8 protein-coding genes and 5 pseudogenes are annotated in these 16,370 nt (G+C 55.2%); 10 read left to right on the top strand and 3 right to left on the bottom strand.

Features of this window, described 5'->3' with window-relative positions; all coding sequences use genetic code 11:
• Positions 1–12: 12 nt before the first annotated feature.
• Together narI and A0V43_RS06445 are read right to left on the bottom strand one after the other, a co-directional pair.
• On the bottom strand, positions 13–717 hold the full coding sequence (gene narI / locus A0V43_RS06450; RefSeq protein ID WP_015374920.1) for a respiratory nitrate reductase subunit gamma: 705 nt from the start codon (positions 715–717) through the stop codon (positions 13–15).
• Between the two features lie 172 nt (positions 718–889).
• Positions 890–1,942: pseudogene (locus tag A0V43_RS06445) on the bottom strand (molybdopterin-dependent oxidoreductase); the annotation flags it as partial.
• A 171-nt stretch (positions 1,943–2,113) separates the two neighbouring features.
• Between A0V43_RS06445 and A0V43_RS20900 the strand changes: the two are divergent.
• The 7 genes and pseudogenes from A0V43_RS20900 to A0V43_RS06410 all read left to right on the top strand — a co-directional run bounded on the left by A0V43_RS20900 (position 2,114) and on the right by A0V43_RS06410 (position 11,169).
• Positions 2,114–2,616, top strand: a pseudogene (locus tag A0V43_RS20900) (metal-dependent hydrolase).
• 85 nt (positions 2,617–2,701) lie between these two features.
• Positions 2,702–3,452: pseudogene (locus A0V43_RS06435) on the top strand (alpha/beta hydrolase).
• Between the two features lie 144 nt (positions 3,453–3,596).
• Positions 3,597–7,752 (top strand): annotated as a pseudogene (locus tag A0V43_RS06430) (tetratricopeptide repeat protein).
• An 84-nt stretch (positions 7,753–7,836) separates the two neighbouring features.
• Complete coding sequence (locus A0V43_RS06425; RefSeq protein WP_063192665.1) at positions 7,837–8,106, top strand: hypothetical protein; 270 nt, start codon at positions 7,837–7,839, stop codon at positions 8,104–8,106.
• 42 nt (positions 8,107–8,148) lie between these two features.
• On the top strand, positions 8,149–8,898 hold the full coding sequence (gene yidC, locus A0V43_RS06420) for a membrane protein insertase YidC (protein WP_013145258.1): 750 nt from the start codon (positions 8,149–8,151) through the stop codon (positions 8,896–8,898).
• A gap of 165 nt (positions 8,899–9,063) precedes the next feature.
• Positions 9,064–9,615, top strand: coding sequence for a cysteine hydrolase family protein (locus A0V43_RS06415; protein WP_063192664.1), 552 nt, complete (start codon positions 9,064–9,066; stop codon positions 9,613–9,615).
• Between the two features lie 86 nt (positions 9,616–9,701).
• Positions 9,702–11,169: pseudogene (locus tag A0V43_RS06410) on the top strand (nicotinate phosphoribosyltransferase).
• A 143-nt stretch (positions 11,170–11,312) separates the two neighbouring features.
• Here the strand turns inward: A0V43_RS06410 and pepF are convergent.
• Positions 11,313–13,169, bottom strand: coding sequence for an oligoendopeptidase F (gene pepF, locus A0V43_RS06405; protein WP_063192663.1), 1,857 nt, complete (start codon positions 13,167–13,169; stop codon positions 11,313–11,315).
• Positions 13,170–13,258: 89 nt separating this feature from the next.
• On the opposite strand from pepF, the gene A0V43_RS06400 reads away from it, so the two are divergent.
• Genes A0V43_RS06400 through A0V43_RS20895 form a run of 3 tightly spaced genes read left to right on the top strand, consistent with a single transcriptional unit; the run spans position 13,259 to position 16,317 of the window.
• A complete protein-coding gene (locus A0V43_RS06400; protein WP_063192662.1) occupies positions 13,259–14,149 on the top strand; it encodes an aldo/keto reductase in 891 nt (296 codons plus the stop codon).
• 12 nt (positions 14,150–14,161) lie between these two features.
• A complete protein-coding gene (locus A0V43_RS06395) occupies positions 14,162–16,189 on the top strand; it encodes a DNA topoisomerase III (protein ID WP_236930968.1) in 2,028 nt (675 codons plus the stop codon).
• Entirely contained in the window at positions 16,084–16,317 is a 234-nt protein-coding gene (locus tag A0V43_RS20895; RefSeq protein WP_335339934.1) for a topoisomerase C-terminal repeat-containing protein, read from the top strand. Before A0V43_RS06395 ends, A0V43_RS20895 begins: the two co-directional genes overlap by 106 nt.
• The last annotated feature ends 53 nt before the right edge of the window (positions 16,318–16,370 follow it).

Genomic DNA, 16,370 nt, shown 5'->3' with positions numbered 1-16,370 from the left:
CCTGACATCCGCTTACTGGGCGCGGTCAAGCGAGTCGACGGATTTGGGCATCCGCTTCCGGTAGACGACGTAGCTGCGCTGCAAGTAGCGGAGCGGAAAGCTGAATACGTGAACGAGACGGGTGAACGGCCAGACGGCGAACAAGCCGAACGCGGCGAGAATATGGATTTTGAACCAAAGCGGCACCGTTTCCATATAAACCGGGTCCGGGCGGAATGTGAGAAGGCCGCGGAACCATGGACCGATCGTCGTTCGGTAGTCAAAGCCATGTGAGTTGACGTTCAGCAATGTCGATGATAACCCGCTGGTGATCACGACAAGCAAAAATCCGAGCGCGACCCAGTCGCCGGTGCTGCTTGTCACCCGTACGCGCTTGACCGTCAAGCGGCGGCGAAAAAGGATCACGAAACCAGCGAGCGCCGCCAAGCCAGCCGGAATGCCGCCTGCCAAGGCGAGGGCGTGGTACATCTCTTCTGTCACGCCAAGCGCTTCGTAAAACGGCTCGGGAATGAGAATGCCCATCACGTGGCCGACAAACACGAACAAAATGCCCCAGTGGAACAGAAGGCTTCCAAGGCGCAACTGCCGTTTTTCGAGCAGTTCGCTTGATTTTGATGTCCAGCCAAACTGGTCGCGCTGGTAGCGCCAAATATGGCCGGCGACAAATAGGACAAGCGCCAAATACGGAACAATCACCCAGAGAAATTGGCTGGCCATGCCGTTGCACCTCCCTCTTGTGGTTCATCACCAAAAGATGTACTTGACTTTTAAAGACAAACATGATAGCAATGTTGCTCAAAGAGATGTGTGGTATAAAAAGGAAAAATGCTGTTTTGATTTTCTCTATCATAATCGTCTTTCTTTGTCAAGTACACTTTGTGGTGAAGAGCCCCTCTTGTTTTAAAGTGACGACAAATGGAAAATCGGTATACGTTTTCGCATATTGTTCAAAATACGGGACGGTCCGTTTGACATAATATTCGTTTAAAATGACGTGCCCCATCGCCATTGCCAAGGCGCCGTCCGTTCGTTGTTTCACCGACAGCCAATCGTCGGCGAATTTTGTCGACTCGGCGTAATCCGGGCTGACGGAGACGACTTTCGTGCCGCGGTAGCGCACTTCGGCTAAAAAGTGAGCGTCCGGAGTCCGGGTGAGCGGGACGTTCGAGCCCCAGGTGATGATGTAGCCGGCGTTGTACCAGTCGCTTGACTCCGGTACGTCCGTTTGGTCGCCCCAAATTTGCGGCGAGGCTGGCGGCAAGTCGGCGTACCAGTCGTAAAAGCTTAACATCGGCCCGCCCATCAGCTGCATAAACCGCGACCCGGCGGCATGGCTGACCATCGACATCGCCGGAATCGGCGAGAAGCCGATGTTGCGGTCCGGTCCGTATTTCACAACCGTATACAATAAGGAAGCGGCGACAAGCGTCAACGCTTCGTCCCAGCTGACGCGGACAAACCCGCCTTTTCCGCGCGCCTGTTTGTAGCGCTTTGCTTTGTCGCGGTCTTCGACGATGCTTTTCCACGCTTCAAGCGGATTGTTCGGATGAGCTGCGAGCGCCTCGCGCCACATGTCAAGCAAAACGCCGCGCACGTACGGGTATTTGACGCGCAACGGGCTGTACATGTACCATGAGAAGCTCGCGCCGCGCGGACAGCCGCGCGGTTCAAAATCCGGCATATCCGGCCCGGTTGACGGGTAGTCAAGCTGCTGCCCTTCCCACGTGACGATGCCGTTTTTGACATAAATGTTCCAGCTGCACGATCCTGTGCAGTTGACGCCGTGAGTCGAGCGGACGACTTTGTCGTGCTGCCAGCGGCGGCGGTAGGCGTCTTCCCAGGCGCGGTCGCCGTAAGTGGTTTCACTGTGGCCGTCGGCTTGGCGCTCAATCGGCCGAATATATTTGAAACGGTTGGCAAGCGGGGATCGTTTTCGTTTCATTTTGTTCAACTCCTTTACGCGTTCTGTACTTTTAACGATAACCATGATGCCAATAACACGATGTTAACTTTGTCACACTTCGCGGCATTGTCACAAATTCGTCAAAGAAACGAACAAATATTCTTTTCTGTGGTATAATGGGGAAAACGATAAAAGTTTGAGGGGATTTCGTTGCGATACTCCAGCCATGTCATTGCCACATTATGCCTCGGCGCGGCGGCGGCCGCGCATACAAAGCTGCCGTTTACCGCCGCCTATACGATAGGGCTTGCCATCGGCAGCTTGCTTCCAGACATTGATGAGCCGTCGTCGTATGTCGGCCGCCGTTCGTTCGGCGTCGCCGGCAAAGTGAAAGAAGCGTTCGGCCATCGCGGCATGACGCATTCGCTCATCGTCTGGGGGTGCTTGCCGCCCTCGTCTGGCGAGATTCGGCGTCGCCGTTTGCCGCGGGGCTCGTGCTCGGCTACTTGTTTCACATTGTGGAAGACTTTTTTTCCGTCCAGGGAGTGCCGCTGTTTTGGCCGTTTTCGTCCAAGCGGTGGAAAGTGCCGCTCTATCGGACGGGAAAGGGGATGGAAAAAGCATTGGTTGGCATCGCTTGGATCGCGTTCGTCTATTTTGGATTCAACGGCTTGTTTCACGAATGGTGGCGGTCATGGTTGTCGATGTGGTAACGGCGCCCGATAAAAAAAAGGAAAAAAGAGGCGCGGCGGCGAATATGGTGAAAGAAACGAATTGACTAGATAAGGGGAGAGGAAGATGAGCGAACAATACCCGGTGCTCCCTGGCGCCGAGCCGTTTTACGCCGAAAACGGGCCGGTCGGGGTGCTGCTCGTGCACGGATTCACGGGCACGCCCCACAGCATGCGCCCGCTCGCTGAGGCGTATGCGAAAGCGGGGTATACCGTTTGTCTGCCGCGTTTAAAAGGCCATGGGACGCATTATGAAGAGATGGAAGGGACGACGTTCCATGATTGGATTGATTCGGTCGAGGAAGGATACGAATGGCTGAGGGAACGGTGCGGGACGATTTTTGTCACTGGGCTGTCGATGGGGGAACGCTGACGCTTTACATGGCGGAACGTTATCCGTCCATCCGCGGCATCGTCTTGATCAATGCGGCGATTGACATTCCGGCCATTCGCGCTGGGATGGCGGCCGGGGTGAGCTGCCAAGATATCTCGATTCGATCGGTTCGGATTTGAAAAATCCGGATGTGAAAGAGCTGGCGTACGAGAAAACGCCGACGGCTTCGCTTCTTCAGCTGGCTAGGCTGATGGAGCAAGTGAAAGGCGAACTGGAACGTGTGACATGCCCGATTTTAATTTTCGTCTCGAACGAAGACCATGTCGTGCCGCCTGAGAACGCTGACGTGATTTTCCGCGGCATTCGGTCGGCGGACAAAGAAATCGTTCGCCTCCGAAACAGCTACCATGTGGCGACGCTTGACTATGATCAATCCGTCATTATCGAACGATCGCTCGAATTTTTCGCCAAGCATGCGGATTGAGCGCGTCTGTTCTGAGCCTTGTCCTGTCAAAACAGGGCAGGGCAATTTTTGTTGTCGTTATTTTTCTAAAAAAATAGGTGGCTGTTTTCGTCAGCTTGTTCTAAACTAGTGATAGTGAAAAATGATAAAGGGGCTTTCTGTTGCATGATGATAGAACAAATTTCGTTGCTCGTTCAAGAAAAGAGAATTATAGAGGCTCTAAACAAAGTAAAACCGTATTTGGAAAACGTAGGATTGTTTCAGTGGCGGCCGCTCATGGCTTCGTGGGACGAGATCGAACCGTTTCGGACGCTCATCCGCCTGTTCGATTATGCGCTCATGTACCGGCATAGCGGGCTTGTCGCGCGGTACGCCCACCGGAAGTTCAACACGCTGCAGACGCTCGCTTGGGTGTGCGATGAGTGGCTCGAGAACCGCCGGCCGCTCGATGTGGAAGAGGCGCTCACCCCGCGTCTTACAGAAGCGCTCGAAGGCCGGGTGGAGGAGCCGAAGGAAGCGATCGCCCGGGCGGCGTTTGCGTTGGTGCGCGCTTTATTGGATATGCAGCGGATCGATGAGGCGCGGGAATGGATGGATGTGGTTGCCCGCTATGAGACGGTGCCGATGCATGACAAGTGGGGCTATTTTTATATCGAAACCGGCGACCGGAAGAACGCCGAACAGGCGGTTCGCGCCGGTCTCGACGACCCGGAGCGCGGCGATATGTGCTATTTGCTGCTTTCGGATTTGTACGCGCTTGACGGCCGCCACCACGAGGCGCTTGCCGTTCTGGAGGAAGGAGGGCAGCGTTTTCCCCAAGTGCTGGCGTTTTACGCTGAGCGCGTGCGCCGCTTGCGCGATGTGCGCGCTTACCGGGAGGCGCTTATGGCGATGGAGGAGCTGGACCGCCTGAATCCGCTTCATATGCATCGCCGTTATTTCGCCCATTTGCGCGCCGAACTGTATTACCAGCTTGACGAATGGGAGAAGCTTGAATCGCTTGTGAAAGCGGAGCCGCAGCTTGAAAAAACGCCGTACGCCCGAGCGCTTGGTCGGCAAAGGAAACGGTCGGTGGTGCTGCCGCTTGTGCCGGTCGTGCAAAAGCATAACTATTGCGTGCCGGCGAGTTTGGAAATGATGCTTCGATTGCTTGGCTTCCCCCGCACGCAGGATGAAGTGGCCCAACATATTTTTGATGTGCGCGGATCGAAATTGTCGACGACGGTTCATTATTTGGAAGAGCTTGGCTTTGTTTGCCGCTTTTTCGTCGGCTCGCCGACGCGCTGGAAGCGGCTGATTGATGAGGGCGTTCCGGTGCTGTTAAGCGTCGATTATGAACAGTCATCGCACGTGCAGGTGTTGTTTGGCTATGACGAGCGGCTTGGGGCGTTGTACGTGCAAGACCCGAATCTATTTGATCCGTTTGTTGTTTCCGAGGACGAGCTTGCCAAATGGTATGCAGGGACGCATTATTTGTCGATTGTGGCGCTTCCCCGGGAAAAAGCGGCGCTCGCCGCCGAGCTCCCCGAAGAGGAAGACCGCTATTTCCGCGAATTGCATGCGTTGGCCGAAAAGATGGATGAGGACGAGCAGGCGCATTTCGCCGTGTTTGTCGCCTTTTTGCGCAAGCATGAGCACATCCCGTACACATGGCTGTATGTCATGAAGCATTTTAGCAGCGATGAGGCGAAGCCGCTTGTGTTGGATTACACCGGGCGCGTCTTGAGCGAGTATCCCGAACATAACGACTTGCTGCTGATGGCGGCGAAAGCGTACGTCTACACGCAAGAAATGGAGAAGGCCGAAGACGTTCTCAAACGGGTGAAAGGAAAGGCGCAAAGCCCGCTCTACCATTATTTGCGCGGCCGCATTGCCTTTTTTGCCAGCCGCTACGAAGAGGCGGCACGCTATTTTCGCACCTCGCTCCAGTTGGACCCAGATCAGCCGGAAGTGTGGAGCTATTTCGGGCTCGCCTCGGCGTACGCCGGTCATATCGAAAAAGGGCTCATCTCTTCGCGCGTGGCGGTCAGCCTGTATCCGGGCGATTTGTTTATCGAAACGAACCACGGTGTGCTGTTGTTCCACGCGAAGCGGTTCGCCGAAGCGCGCGAATGGTTTGACCGTCTTGTGCGCCGCGAGCGGCAGGATGCCCAGCTTTGGTATGAGCGGGCCCGCTGCGACATGGAGCTTGGCCGCCGGCGCAAGGCGGAACGCGGCTTTTGCGTCGCGAAAGCGCTCGACCCGCAGGAACCGCACCCGTATTTGATGTTGGCTGACTTGTATGATGACGACGGCGATCGGGAAAAAGCGAAAGCGGTGCTGGAAGAGGGGCTGGCTGTTGCTTGGCGTTTGGCGCCGCTTTACGTCCGCCTTGGCGATCTCTATATGGAGGAAGGAGAGGCGGAACAAGCGGTTTCGTGCTACGAAGAGGCGATCCGTCATGACAGCGATGACGTGTTCGCCCATCTCGGCTTGGCGGCCGCCCTTGCAGAACGCGGGGATATGGATGAAGCGCGTCGATATGTGATCGAGCAGCGCGCCCGTTTTGCCAACAACAGCGAATATTGGCTCAATGCAGGCAAATGGCTCATCGCCCACGGTTTCGCTGATGAGGGGAAGGACGCGAGACGGCGCTGTCGTGGTTGGAGGAAGGGCTGCGCCTTGCTGAGTTTGATGCCGAAGAAGCGTATGAGTTTTATCTTGAGCTGTTGACAACGCCGACTCTTTTCGAACGCGGCCGGGCGTTTTTAGAACAGCTTGTCTCAGCTCGCCCGACACTCGCTTCGGCCCATTCCGCTCTCGGCGCCCTTTATGAACGGCAAGGACGGCCGTCGAAGGCTATGGATTTGTACCGCGAAGCCGCCGCCATGGACCATGCGCTTTCACTCTTCCGGCTGGCGGAGCTGTGCGCCTCACTTGGACGCCACGAAGAGGCGAAACAACAGTATGAGACGTGTCTCAAAGCCGATCCATCGTTTGTCCTCTGCCATTTTCGCTTAGCTGCGCTCTATGAGGCAGAAGGAAACGAAGAGCGGCAGCATACGCATTTGCTTCAGGCGGTCCGTCTCGCCCCGAAGCGCGTCGATATGGAGCAGCTTGCCGCGATCGCGGAGCCTTCAGCGCTTCTCCGCGCTTTGGCTGATGCCCGTCCGCATGCAGGGGAGGCGTGGTATTACGACAGCCTTGGATATGTCTATGGAGCGCTCGGACGCCGCGATCAAGAAAAGGCGGTGGTCGAGAAGGCGCTTGCTCTTGACCCGGACCATCCTGAAGTGCTCCGCCATTGGGCGATGGTGCTGATCGCGGAAGGAAGCCAAAAAGAGGCGGCGAAACTGCTCGAACAGTTGATGGTGCGCCATCCGGACGATGAATCGTTGTACCCGTTGTATGTGGCTCTCTTTCCGAAAACGATGCGCGGCTTAGGGAAGCTGCGCCATCGACTCGAGCGGCTGAAGGCAAGCCGCGAGGCGAAAAGCGTGATGTATCGGAACACCGCCTCGGCTCTTTTCCCGTATTTTGGCGAGGAGCAGGGGAGCATGACGCACCGGTGCGATGGTGGACAAAAGCGAAAGAATGGGTCGGCACCGTTGTCTTGTTTTCGATTGTGACCGATTTATACGACGAAGCGATTCGCCTCAACCGCAGCGATGCGGAAGCCTATGGGCGGCTCGCCCGCTTATATGCCGCGCTCGAATTGGACAGCGACGCCGTGAAAACGTGGCGCAAAGCGCTCGCCCGCGTTTGGGATCCGTCTTTGGCGCAGGAATTTGTGGAATATTTATTGGCCGCCGATGAGGAAAGAAAACGCGAGGAAGCGAAGCGCTGGCTGGAGCGGCTGCTGGCTGATGACCCGGACGATGTCGAACTGCGCGTGTTGCAGGCGGTCGTTTGGCTTCAAGAAGGGCAGCACGAGAAAGCCGAGCGGCAGCTGGAGGCGATCGTGGCGGAAGAACCACTCGCCCGTGAGGCGCTCATGTTGCTTGGCGAACAGTATATGGAAACGGGCCGCTATCAGGAAGCGGCGGCGCTTTGGGAGCGCTACGCCGATTGGTATCCTGAGGATGAAGAGCTGAATATGCAGCTCGCGGCTGCTTATGAAGCGGCAGGGCACATTGAGCGGGCGTTGGCTGCCATTGAACGGTGCGCCCATATAGCCAAAGATGCCCGACTTCGCTACGAACGAGCCCGCTATCTTGCGCTGCTTGGACGCTTCGATGAGGCGAAGCAAGAGCTTGAGGCGGCATTTTCGACTGATGAAAGCGGGGAGCTCGCCCTGTTGGCAGCTGACGAGCCGGCATTTCACCGCTTGGAGCAGATGTGATCAATTGTTGCTTTTCTTTTGATGGAAAGTTTGCTATTGTATGAGAAGAGAAGATGGACGGGGCAAAAGGGGTGGACGGGACGCATGGAAGCGCCTATTGATTTGCTTGTGTATATGTCGCTTGTCGGCGCGTTATGGATCATCATGAAAGGACATATGAGCGCGCGCCGGATGGCAGGCTCGCTGTTTTATGAACCGGCGTTGGCCTCGGTTCGCGAGCGGGAGGCGGGAGGAGGCGCCGAACGAGCGGCGCTTCCATGGCGCCCGCTGTTTTTGCCGCAACGGCGGAAAATTCCCGTTCGGGAACGGACAAGCCGAACGGATGAGGATGGAAGGCCCTTTCCTTTATGTTGAAACGGCATGATTTTGCAACATGATATTGAAGGAGGGCTTTTCATGAAAAAATGGGTATTGGTGCTGCTTGGCGCCGTTTTGCTTCTTTCCGGCTGCAACCGCAACGAACCGATCAATGAACATAGCCAAGGCATTTGGAACCATTATTTTGTCTACCCGATGTCGAAGCTCCTTTTGACGCTTGGGCACTGGTTTGGCGACAACTACGGCATCGCCATTATCGTGCTGACGCTCATCGTCCGTTTTTGCTTGCTGCCGCTCATTTTGAAGCAGTTCCGCGCATCACTCGCCATGCAAAAGCTGCGCCCGGAATTGTTGAAGCTGCAAGAAAAATATAAAAGCAAAGACCCGGAAACGCAGCGCAAGCTCCAACAAGAAATGATGCAGCTGTACCAAAAGCACGGCGTCAATCCGGCGAGCGGCTGCCTGCCGGTGTTAATTCAAATGCCGATTTTTATGGCGCTTTATTACGCGATTTCGCGGACGCAAGAAATTAAAACCCACTCGTTCCTATGGGTCGAGCTTGGCCACCGCGATCCGTATTTCATTTTGCCCGTTTTGGCGGCGTTGACGACGTTCATCTCGCTCCGCCTCTCGCCGTCGATGGCCGAAGAACAAATGCCGCAAATGGCGATGATGTCGTACATCATGCCGGTCATGATCTTTATCGGCGCCAGCTCCGTCCCATCGGCGCTGTCGCTTTACTGGGTGGTTGGCGGCTGCTTCTCGATCATCCAGTCGCTCATTTTGCGCAGTCAGCTGAAAGCGGCGAAAACGGCGGAAAACAGCTGAAACCACATCGACAATCCCCTGTCCGCTTCGAGCAGGCAGGGGATTTGTTGTCTTGTCTGCTGTCCATATTGCTATGGTATAATGGTAGAAAAGCCCAACAAGATGTAGGCGGGATGAAAAAACAGCAACCCGACCATGCAGGAAGAGGAAAAGGAGTGAACGGGAATGAACAAGGCGCTCATTAACATCGACTACACCGTCGATTTCATCGCCGATCATGGCGCGCTTACATGCGGGAAACCGGGGCAGGCGATTGAAAAAGAGCTCGTGCGGGTGACGAAACAGTTTATTGACAACGGTGATTTTGTCGTCTTTGCCATTGACAAGCATGTGGCGGGAGACGACTATCATCCGGAAACGAAGCTGTTTCCGCCGCATAACATTGAAGGGACGGAGGGACGAAAGCTGTACGGGAAGCTCGAAGAGGTGTATCAAGCAAATAAGCATAAAGACAATGTGTATTGGATGGACAAAACGCGCTACAGCGCGTTCGCCGGGACCGATTTGGAGCTGAAATTGCGGGAAAGAGGCATCACGGAAGTGCATTTGGTCGGCTGCTGCACCGATATTTGCGTCCTTCATACGGCGGTCGATGCATACAATAAAGGCTTTCGCATCGTCGTCCACCGGCGGGCGGTCGCGAGCTTCGACGCGGCGGGACACGAATGGGCGCTCCGCCATTTTCGCCATACGCTAGGCGCAGAAATAGTGGAATAATGGAGAAAACATGATAAAATAGACGATGAATGTTCTTTTTCTCCATTCGGCGGCGCCGTCATTCGTGTGTTGGAGGTTGCACATTCATGAAGACATATGCTGATGACAGTTTGATGCTTCATACGGACTTATATCAAATCAACATGGTCGAGACGTATTGGGAAGATCGTATGCATGAGCGCCGCGCTGTGTTTGAAGTGTTTTTCCGCAAGCTGCCGTTTGGCAACGGCTATGCGGTGTTCGCTGGGTTGGAGCGCGTCATTCAGTTTTTGCAACAGTTCCGATTCTCTGACAGCGACATCGACTATTTGCGCCAAGAACTTGGTTACCGCGACGATTTTTTAGACTATTTGCGGACGCTTCGCTTCACCGGCACGGTCCGTTCGATGCGCGAAGGGAAGTGGTGTTTGCCAACGAACCGATTATGCGCATTGAGGCGCCGCTCGCCGAGGCGCAGCTCATCGAAACGGCTATTTTAAACATCATCAATTTCCAGACGCTCATCGCCACGAAAGCGTCGCGCATTAAGCATATTCTCGGGGACGAACCGGCTTTGGAGTTCGGCAGCCGGCGGGCGCAGGAGATGGATGCGGCGCTTTGGGGGCGCGCGCAGCGTATATCGGCGGGATTGAGGCGACATCGAACGTGCGCGCCGGGAAGCTGTTTGGCATTCCGGTCGCCGGAACGCACGCCCATTCGATGATTCAAGCGTATCAGGATGAATACACGGCCTTTTTGAAGTATGCACGCCGTCATAAAGACTGCGTATTTCTCGTCGATACGTACGATACGTTAAAGTCCGGGGTGCCAAACGCCATTCGCGTCGCGAAGGAGCTGGGCGACCAAATCAACTTTATCGGCATCCGCATCGACAGCGGCGATCTCGCCTATTTGTCGAAGGAAGCGCGGAAAATGCTCGATGAAGCCGGATTTCCGAACGCGAAAATTTTCGCCTCGAACGATTTGGATGAAGATACGATTTTAAACTTGAAGTCGCAAGGGGCGAAAATCGATGTGTGGGGGATCGGCACAAAGCTCATTACGGCGTACGATCAGCCGGCGCTCGGCGCCGTGTACAAAATGGTGGCGATCGAAAACGAACGCGGTGAGATGGTCGATACAATCAAAATCAGCGGCAATCCAGAAAAAGTGACGACGCCGGGGCTGAAGCGGGTGTACCGCATCGTCAACAAAATCAACCATAAAGCGGAAGGCGACTACATCGCCTTAGAGAGCGAAAACCCGCAGCAAGAAGAGCGGCTGAAAATGTTCCATCCAGTGTACACGTTCATCAGCAAATTCGTCACCAATTTCGAAGCGCGTGACTTGCATGTGACGATCTTCGACAACGGCCGGCTGGTGTATACGTCGCCGCCGCTTTCGGACATTCAAGCGTATGCGAAAGAAAGCTTGCGCTTGTTTTGGGAGGAGTACAAACGGACGCTCAATCCCGAGCAATATCCCGTCGATTTGAGCCAAGCGTGCTGGGACAATAAGATGGAAAACATCCGCAAGGTGAAAGAAAAAATTGCCGGCGCATCTTTAAGTGAATAACCGCCTTGGCTGCGGGGCAAGCGCATGGTGTCGCTTTGCGCGCGATCGACCGCCTTAACCGGTCCGGCGCGTTGCAGCGCAAAGCGATATTCTTTTTTCCGCCGCAATAACAAAGGTGTCCCGAACGGCACGGGACACCTCTTTCATGTAGACCGCTGACGGTTTTGGCTTGGCAGCTGTCGATCGAGTTCGTCAACGAGTTCGGCGAAATGACCTAAGACCCGCTCGATCGGTTCGGGGCTTGTCATATCCACTCCGGCTCGCTTGAGCAGACGGATCGGATCATCGGATGCGCCGGAGCGCAAAAATTGTTTGTACCGCTTCACCGCCTTGCCGCTTGTATCGGTTTGGATGTCGCTCACAATGGTGTACGACGCCGCGAGCGAAGTGGCATATTTGTATACATAAAAGGCGTCATAAAAATGCGGGATGCGCAGCCAGCCGTGCGCGGCGCCGGGATCGGCGGCGTACGCCGGGCCGTAATACGTTTTCAGCAGGCCAAGCCAAAGATGGTTCAGTTCGTCCGCTGTCAGACTGCCGCCTTGGCGCACTTTGTCATGAATCATCTGTTCAAATTCGGAATACATCACTTGCGTGTACAACGTGCCGCGGATTTGCTCGATTTGTTCGATGAGCAAGCGGAGTTTTTCTTCTTTTGTTTTTGCCTGGGCATACAAGTAATCGAGCATCAGCCATTCGTTCGCCGTTGATGCCACTTCCGCGGTGAAAATTGAATGGCCGGAATAATGGTACGGCTGCGCGCGGTTCGTGTACACGGAATGCATGGCGTGCCCGAGTTCGTGGGCCATCGTCAACAAGCTGTCAAGCGAACCGTTGTAATTGAGCAAGATGAACGGATGGGTGTCATACGCTCCGGTGTTATAGCCGCCCGTATATTTTTTTGGGCGCGGGTAGACATCCAACCATCGTTCTTGAAACGCTCGGTGCACCTGTTTGATATAGTCGGCGCCGAGCGGCTTGAGTCCTTCCACTATGAGCGTCTTCGCCGTTTCGACCGGAATCGGTTTCATTGTTTCGCCGACAAGCGGCACGTACAAATCATAGCTGTGAACGCGGTCAAGCCCGAGCGCGCGCTGCCGCAGTTCGACATAGCGGTGAAGCGCCGGCAAGTGGCGGCGGGTGACGGCGATTAAGTTGTCGAACACTTCCTTCGGGACATCGTCGGCGGCCAGCGCGGCGGCCAGGCCGGATGGATAGCGGCGCACGTTCGCATACAATTCATCCGCTTTGACCGAGGCGTACAGCGTCGCGGCTGCGGTTTGTTCCATGGCTTCATAACTTTTGGCTTTCGCTTCAAACGCCGCCTTTCGATAGCGGCGGTCCGGGTGCTCGAGCATGGCGGCGTATTGGTCGTCGGTCAATGTCACTGTTTTTCCATTCGGCATCGTGACAGACGGCGGCTCGTAATCGCCGCGGGCGGCGTGGTCATAAATGTTCTCCGCCTCGCCGAGCGCCGGCGATAGTTTCGCGAGCAGTCGTTCTTCGCGTTTCGTAAGCGTATGCGGCTTTTGCTCGCGCAACTCATGGAAGTAATAGCGGTACGCTTTCAGCTCTTTGCTCGTTTGGAGCTTCTTGAGCGTCCGCTCGGGTAGGGCGAGCAGTTCCGGCTCGATAAACGCTGTTTTCGCCGCATATTGGGCGGCGAGCGCTTCCACTTTTGCCCCGAGCCGGGCCGCCGTTTCATCTTCAATGTTGATATCGCGTTTTAAATGGGCGTAAAGCGACAGTTTTTCGAGCTTGCGGGCCGTTTGTTCGTTGAGGGCGAACAGTTTGGCGATCGTCTTTGCATCATCGAGTTTTCCTTCAAACGCCGCCAGTTTCGGCAAGGCGTTTTTCACCGCCTTGTAGTCGCGCATCCATTCGTGTTCGGATGGGTAAATGTCGGCCACATTCCATTCGTATGCAGTTTCGGCGGCTGATGCCGGCCATGGGGAGGCGAAAAGAAGCACAACGGCGAGCCCAAGAAGCCAGCGCTTCATATCATCACGTCCTTTCCGTTTTTTCCTCTTGTTGGTAGTATGCGCAAGCGGAACGATTTTAGCCAAAAATAAAGAAAGGGAGACAATCAATGGAACGAATTCGGTTGGCGGACGATTTGACGTTTTCCCGCCTCATTCACGGCTGTTGGCGGCTTGCGGACTGGGGCTATTCGCGCGAGCAGCTGCTGTCGCTCATTGAATTTTGTCTTGAGCGCGGCATTACGACGTTTGACCATGCTGATATTTACGGCGACTATACGTGTGAATCGCGCTTTGGCGAAGCACTGGCGTTAAAGCCAAGCTTGCGCGGTCAGATCGAGATCGTGACGAAATGCGGCATCAAGCTGCCATCGAAGTACGGGATGAAATTATACGATACAAGCCAAAATCATATCATCGCTTCGGTTGAGCAATCCCTTCGACACTTCCATACCGATTATATTGATGTATTGCTTATCCACCGCCCGGATCCGTTTATGAACCCGGAAGAGGTGGCCGAGGCGTTTCTCCAACTCAAGCAGGATGGAAAAGTGCGCTATTTTGGCGTTTCCAACTTTAAACGTTCGCAGTGGGAAATGCTTCAGTCGTATTTGCCGTTTCCGCTCGTGACCAACCAAATCGAAGTATCGGCGTATCGGTTGGAAAATCTTGAAGACGGCACCGTTGACCTTTGCCTTGAGAAGCGCATTCCGCCAATGGTATGGTCGCCGCTCGCCGGTGGAGCGATTTTTTCCGCTGACGATGACCGGGCGGTGCGGTTGCGCGGGACGCTTGAACAAGTGCAAGAGGAACTCGGTGCCGAGACGATCGACGAAGTGTTGTACGCGTGGCTTCTCGTTCATCCAGCGCGGATGATGCCGATTGTCGGCTCGGGAAAACGAGAACGCATCGAGCGGGCGGTGCGGGCGTTGTCGCTTCCGCTTTCCCGCGAGCAATGGTTCGCTATCTTACAAAGCTCCATGGGGCATGATGTGCCGTAAGGGGAAAGGGCGATGAAAGTCATTATCGCGGAAAAGCCGGACCAAGGGGCGACGCTCGCCTCGATTTTTCGGACGAAAAAACGGCAAGGCTATATCGAAATTTTGCCGAATGACTTGTTTCCCGACGGGGCGTATATGACATGGGCGATCGGGCATTTGTTCCAGCTCGCCCCGCCGGAGCGGTATCGGCCGGAGTGGAAGCGATGGACGCTCAACACGTTGCCGATCATCCCGGAACGGTTTGAGTATGAGATCGAAAAAGCGAAGGCGAAACAGTTTCAAGTGGTCAAGGAACTGTTGCGAAAGCCGGAAGTGACGGAAATCATCCATGCCGGCGACGCGGGGCGCGAAGGGGAGCTCATTGTGCGCAACCTCATCCGCCTAAGCGGCGTGAACAAGCCGATCAAGCGGCTTTGGTTGTCATCGTTAACCCCGAAGGCGATCGAGGAAGGGTTCCGCCGCCTGCTCGATGAGCAGACGACGCGACCGCTCTATGAAGAAGCGTACGCCCGCGCCTGCGCGGATTGGCTCGTCGGCATGAACGCCTCGCGCGTGTACAGCCTGTTGCTGAAAGAGCGCGGGATGAATGATGTGTTTTCCGTCGGACGCGTGCAGACGCCGACATTGGCGCTGATCGTCCGGCGTGAGCGGGAAATTGAGCAGTTCCGCCCTGAGCCGTTTTGGGAGGTGGTCGCCTCGTTTGCCATTGGCGACAAGCGCTACGAAGGAAAATGGACGGACGAAAACGGGCAAACGCGCCTCAAGGACGAGGAGATGGCGAAAAGAATCGCTGTCTTTTGCCAAGGAAAACGAGCGGAAGTCGCCGACGTCCGCACGGAGCGGAAAACGTATCAGCCGCCCTTGTTGTTCAACTTATCGACGCTGCAGGCGACGGCGAACAAGCTGTACCGCTTCTCACCGAAAAAGACGCTTGATGTGCTGCAATCGCTCTACCAAAAAGGGATCGTTTCGTACCCGCGCTCCGATTCGATGCATGTGACGAAAGGGGAAGCGGAAACGTTCCCTGCCATTTTGCAAAAGTTGTCATCGTTTCCAGCGTACGCGCCGTATTTTCCGCTGCCACAGCCGTCGATTTTACAGAATAAACGTTATGTAAACGAGAAAAAAGTCACCGACCACTACGCGATCATCCCGACTGAACAAGTTGTTGCCCCGGAGAAGCTGTCGGACGACGAGCGGAAGGTGTATGATTTGGTCGTCCGCCGCTTGATTGCCGCCCACCACCGGGCGGCGGTCATCGATTATACGACCGTCACGACGCTCGTTGACGGTCGGGCTCGCTTCGTTTCGAAAGGAAGGCAGGTCGTCGAGGAGGGGTGGCGTGCGGTCATCCGTCCGCATGAGGAGGAGAAAGATGCTGCGCTGCCTCTCCTTGAGCGAGGGGAGGCGGGGGAAGCGGCCGCTGTAAGGGTGAAAGAAGGGAAAACCGAGCCGCCGAAACGGTATACAGAAGGCGAACTCATCACCTTGATGAAAACGGCGGGAAAATTTTTGGACGATGAGGAACTGGAAAAAGTGCTCGCCAAAACGGAAGGGCTCGGCACGGAAGCAACAAGGGCGGCGATCATTACCATGCTGAAAGAGCGGAAGTATATTGAAGTGAAAAACAACCTCGTATATGCGACCGATAAGGCGAAAGTATTGATCGAGGCGCTCGGCGGCACGATTCTCGCCTCGCCGGAAATGACGGCGAAATGGGAGCAGCGCTTAAGCGAAATCGGTGAAGGGAGCGCCTCTCCCGCCGCCTTTATGGAACAAGTGAAAAAGTTGGCGCAAAAAGTGGTCGCTGACGCCATCGCCGCCGCGCCAAGCTGGAAATTCAGCGGACTCGATACCGCTTCGATTCAGCGGGGAAGGCGAAAAAAACAGCAGGCGAAAAACTCGGGATATGTCCGCTTTGCGGCGGGACAGTTGTGGATAAGGGAACGTTGTACGGCTGCGACCAGTACGCGAAAACAAAATGCCCGTTTACGATCTCCAAACGCATTCTCGGCAAATCGATTTCGACAGCCAATGTGAAAAAACTGCTTTCCCAAGGAAAAACGAATGTCATCAAAGGATTCAAAAAAGGCGGGAAAACGTTTGACGCTGCGCTTGTTTGGGATGGGAATGAGAAGAAGTTGTCGTTTCAATTTTCGAAGCGGTGACAAGGGGCGGGGAGAAAAAGATGGAGCGCTTGGCAAAAGGCGGACCGATGCGG

It is taken from the genome of Geobacillus sp. JS12 (assembly GCF_001592395.1).
Classification (GTDB): domain Bacteria; phylum Bacillota; class Bacilli; order Bacillales; family Anoxybacillaceae; genus Geobacillus; species Geobacillus zalihae.
This window is presented reverse-complemented; position numbering and strand designations above follow the sequence as displayed.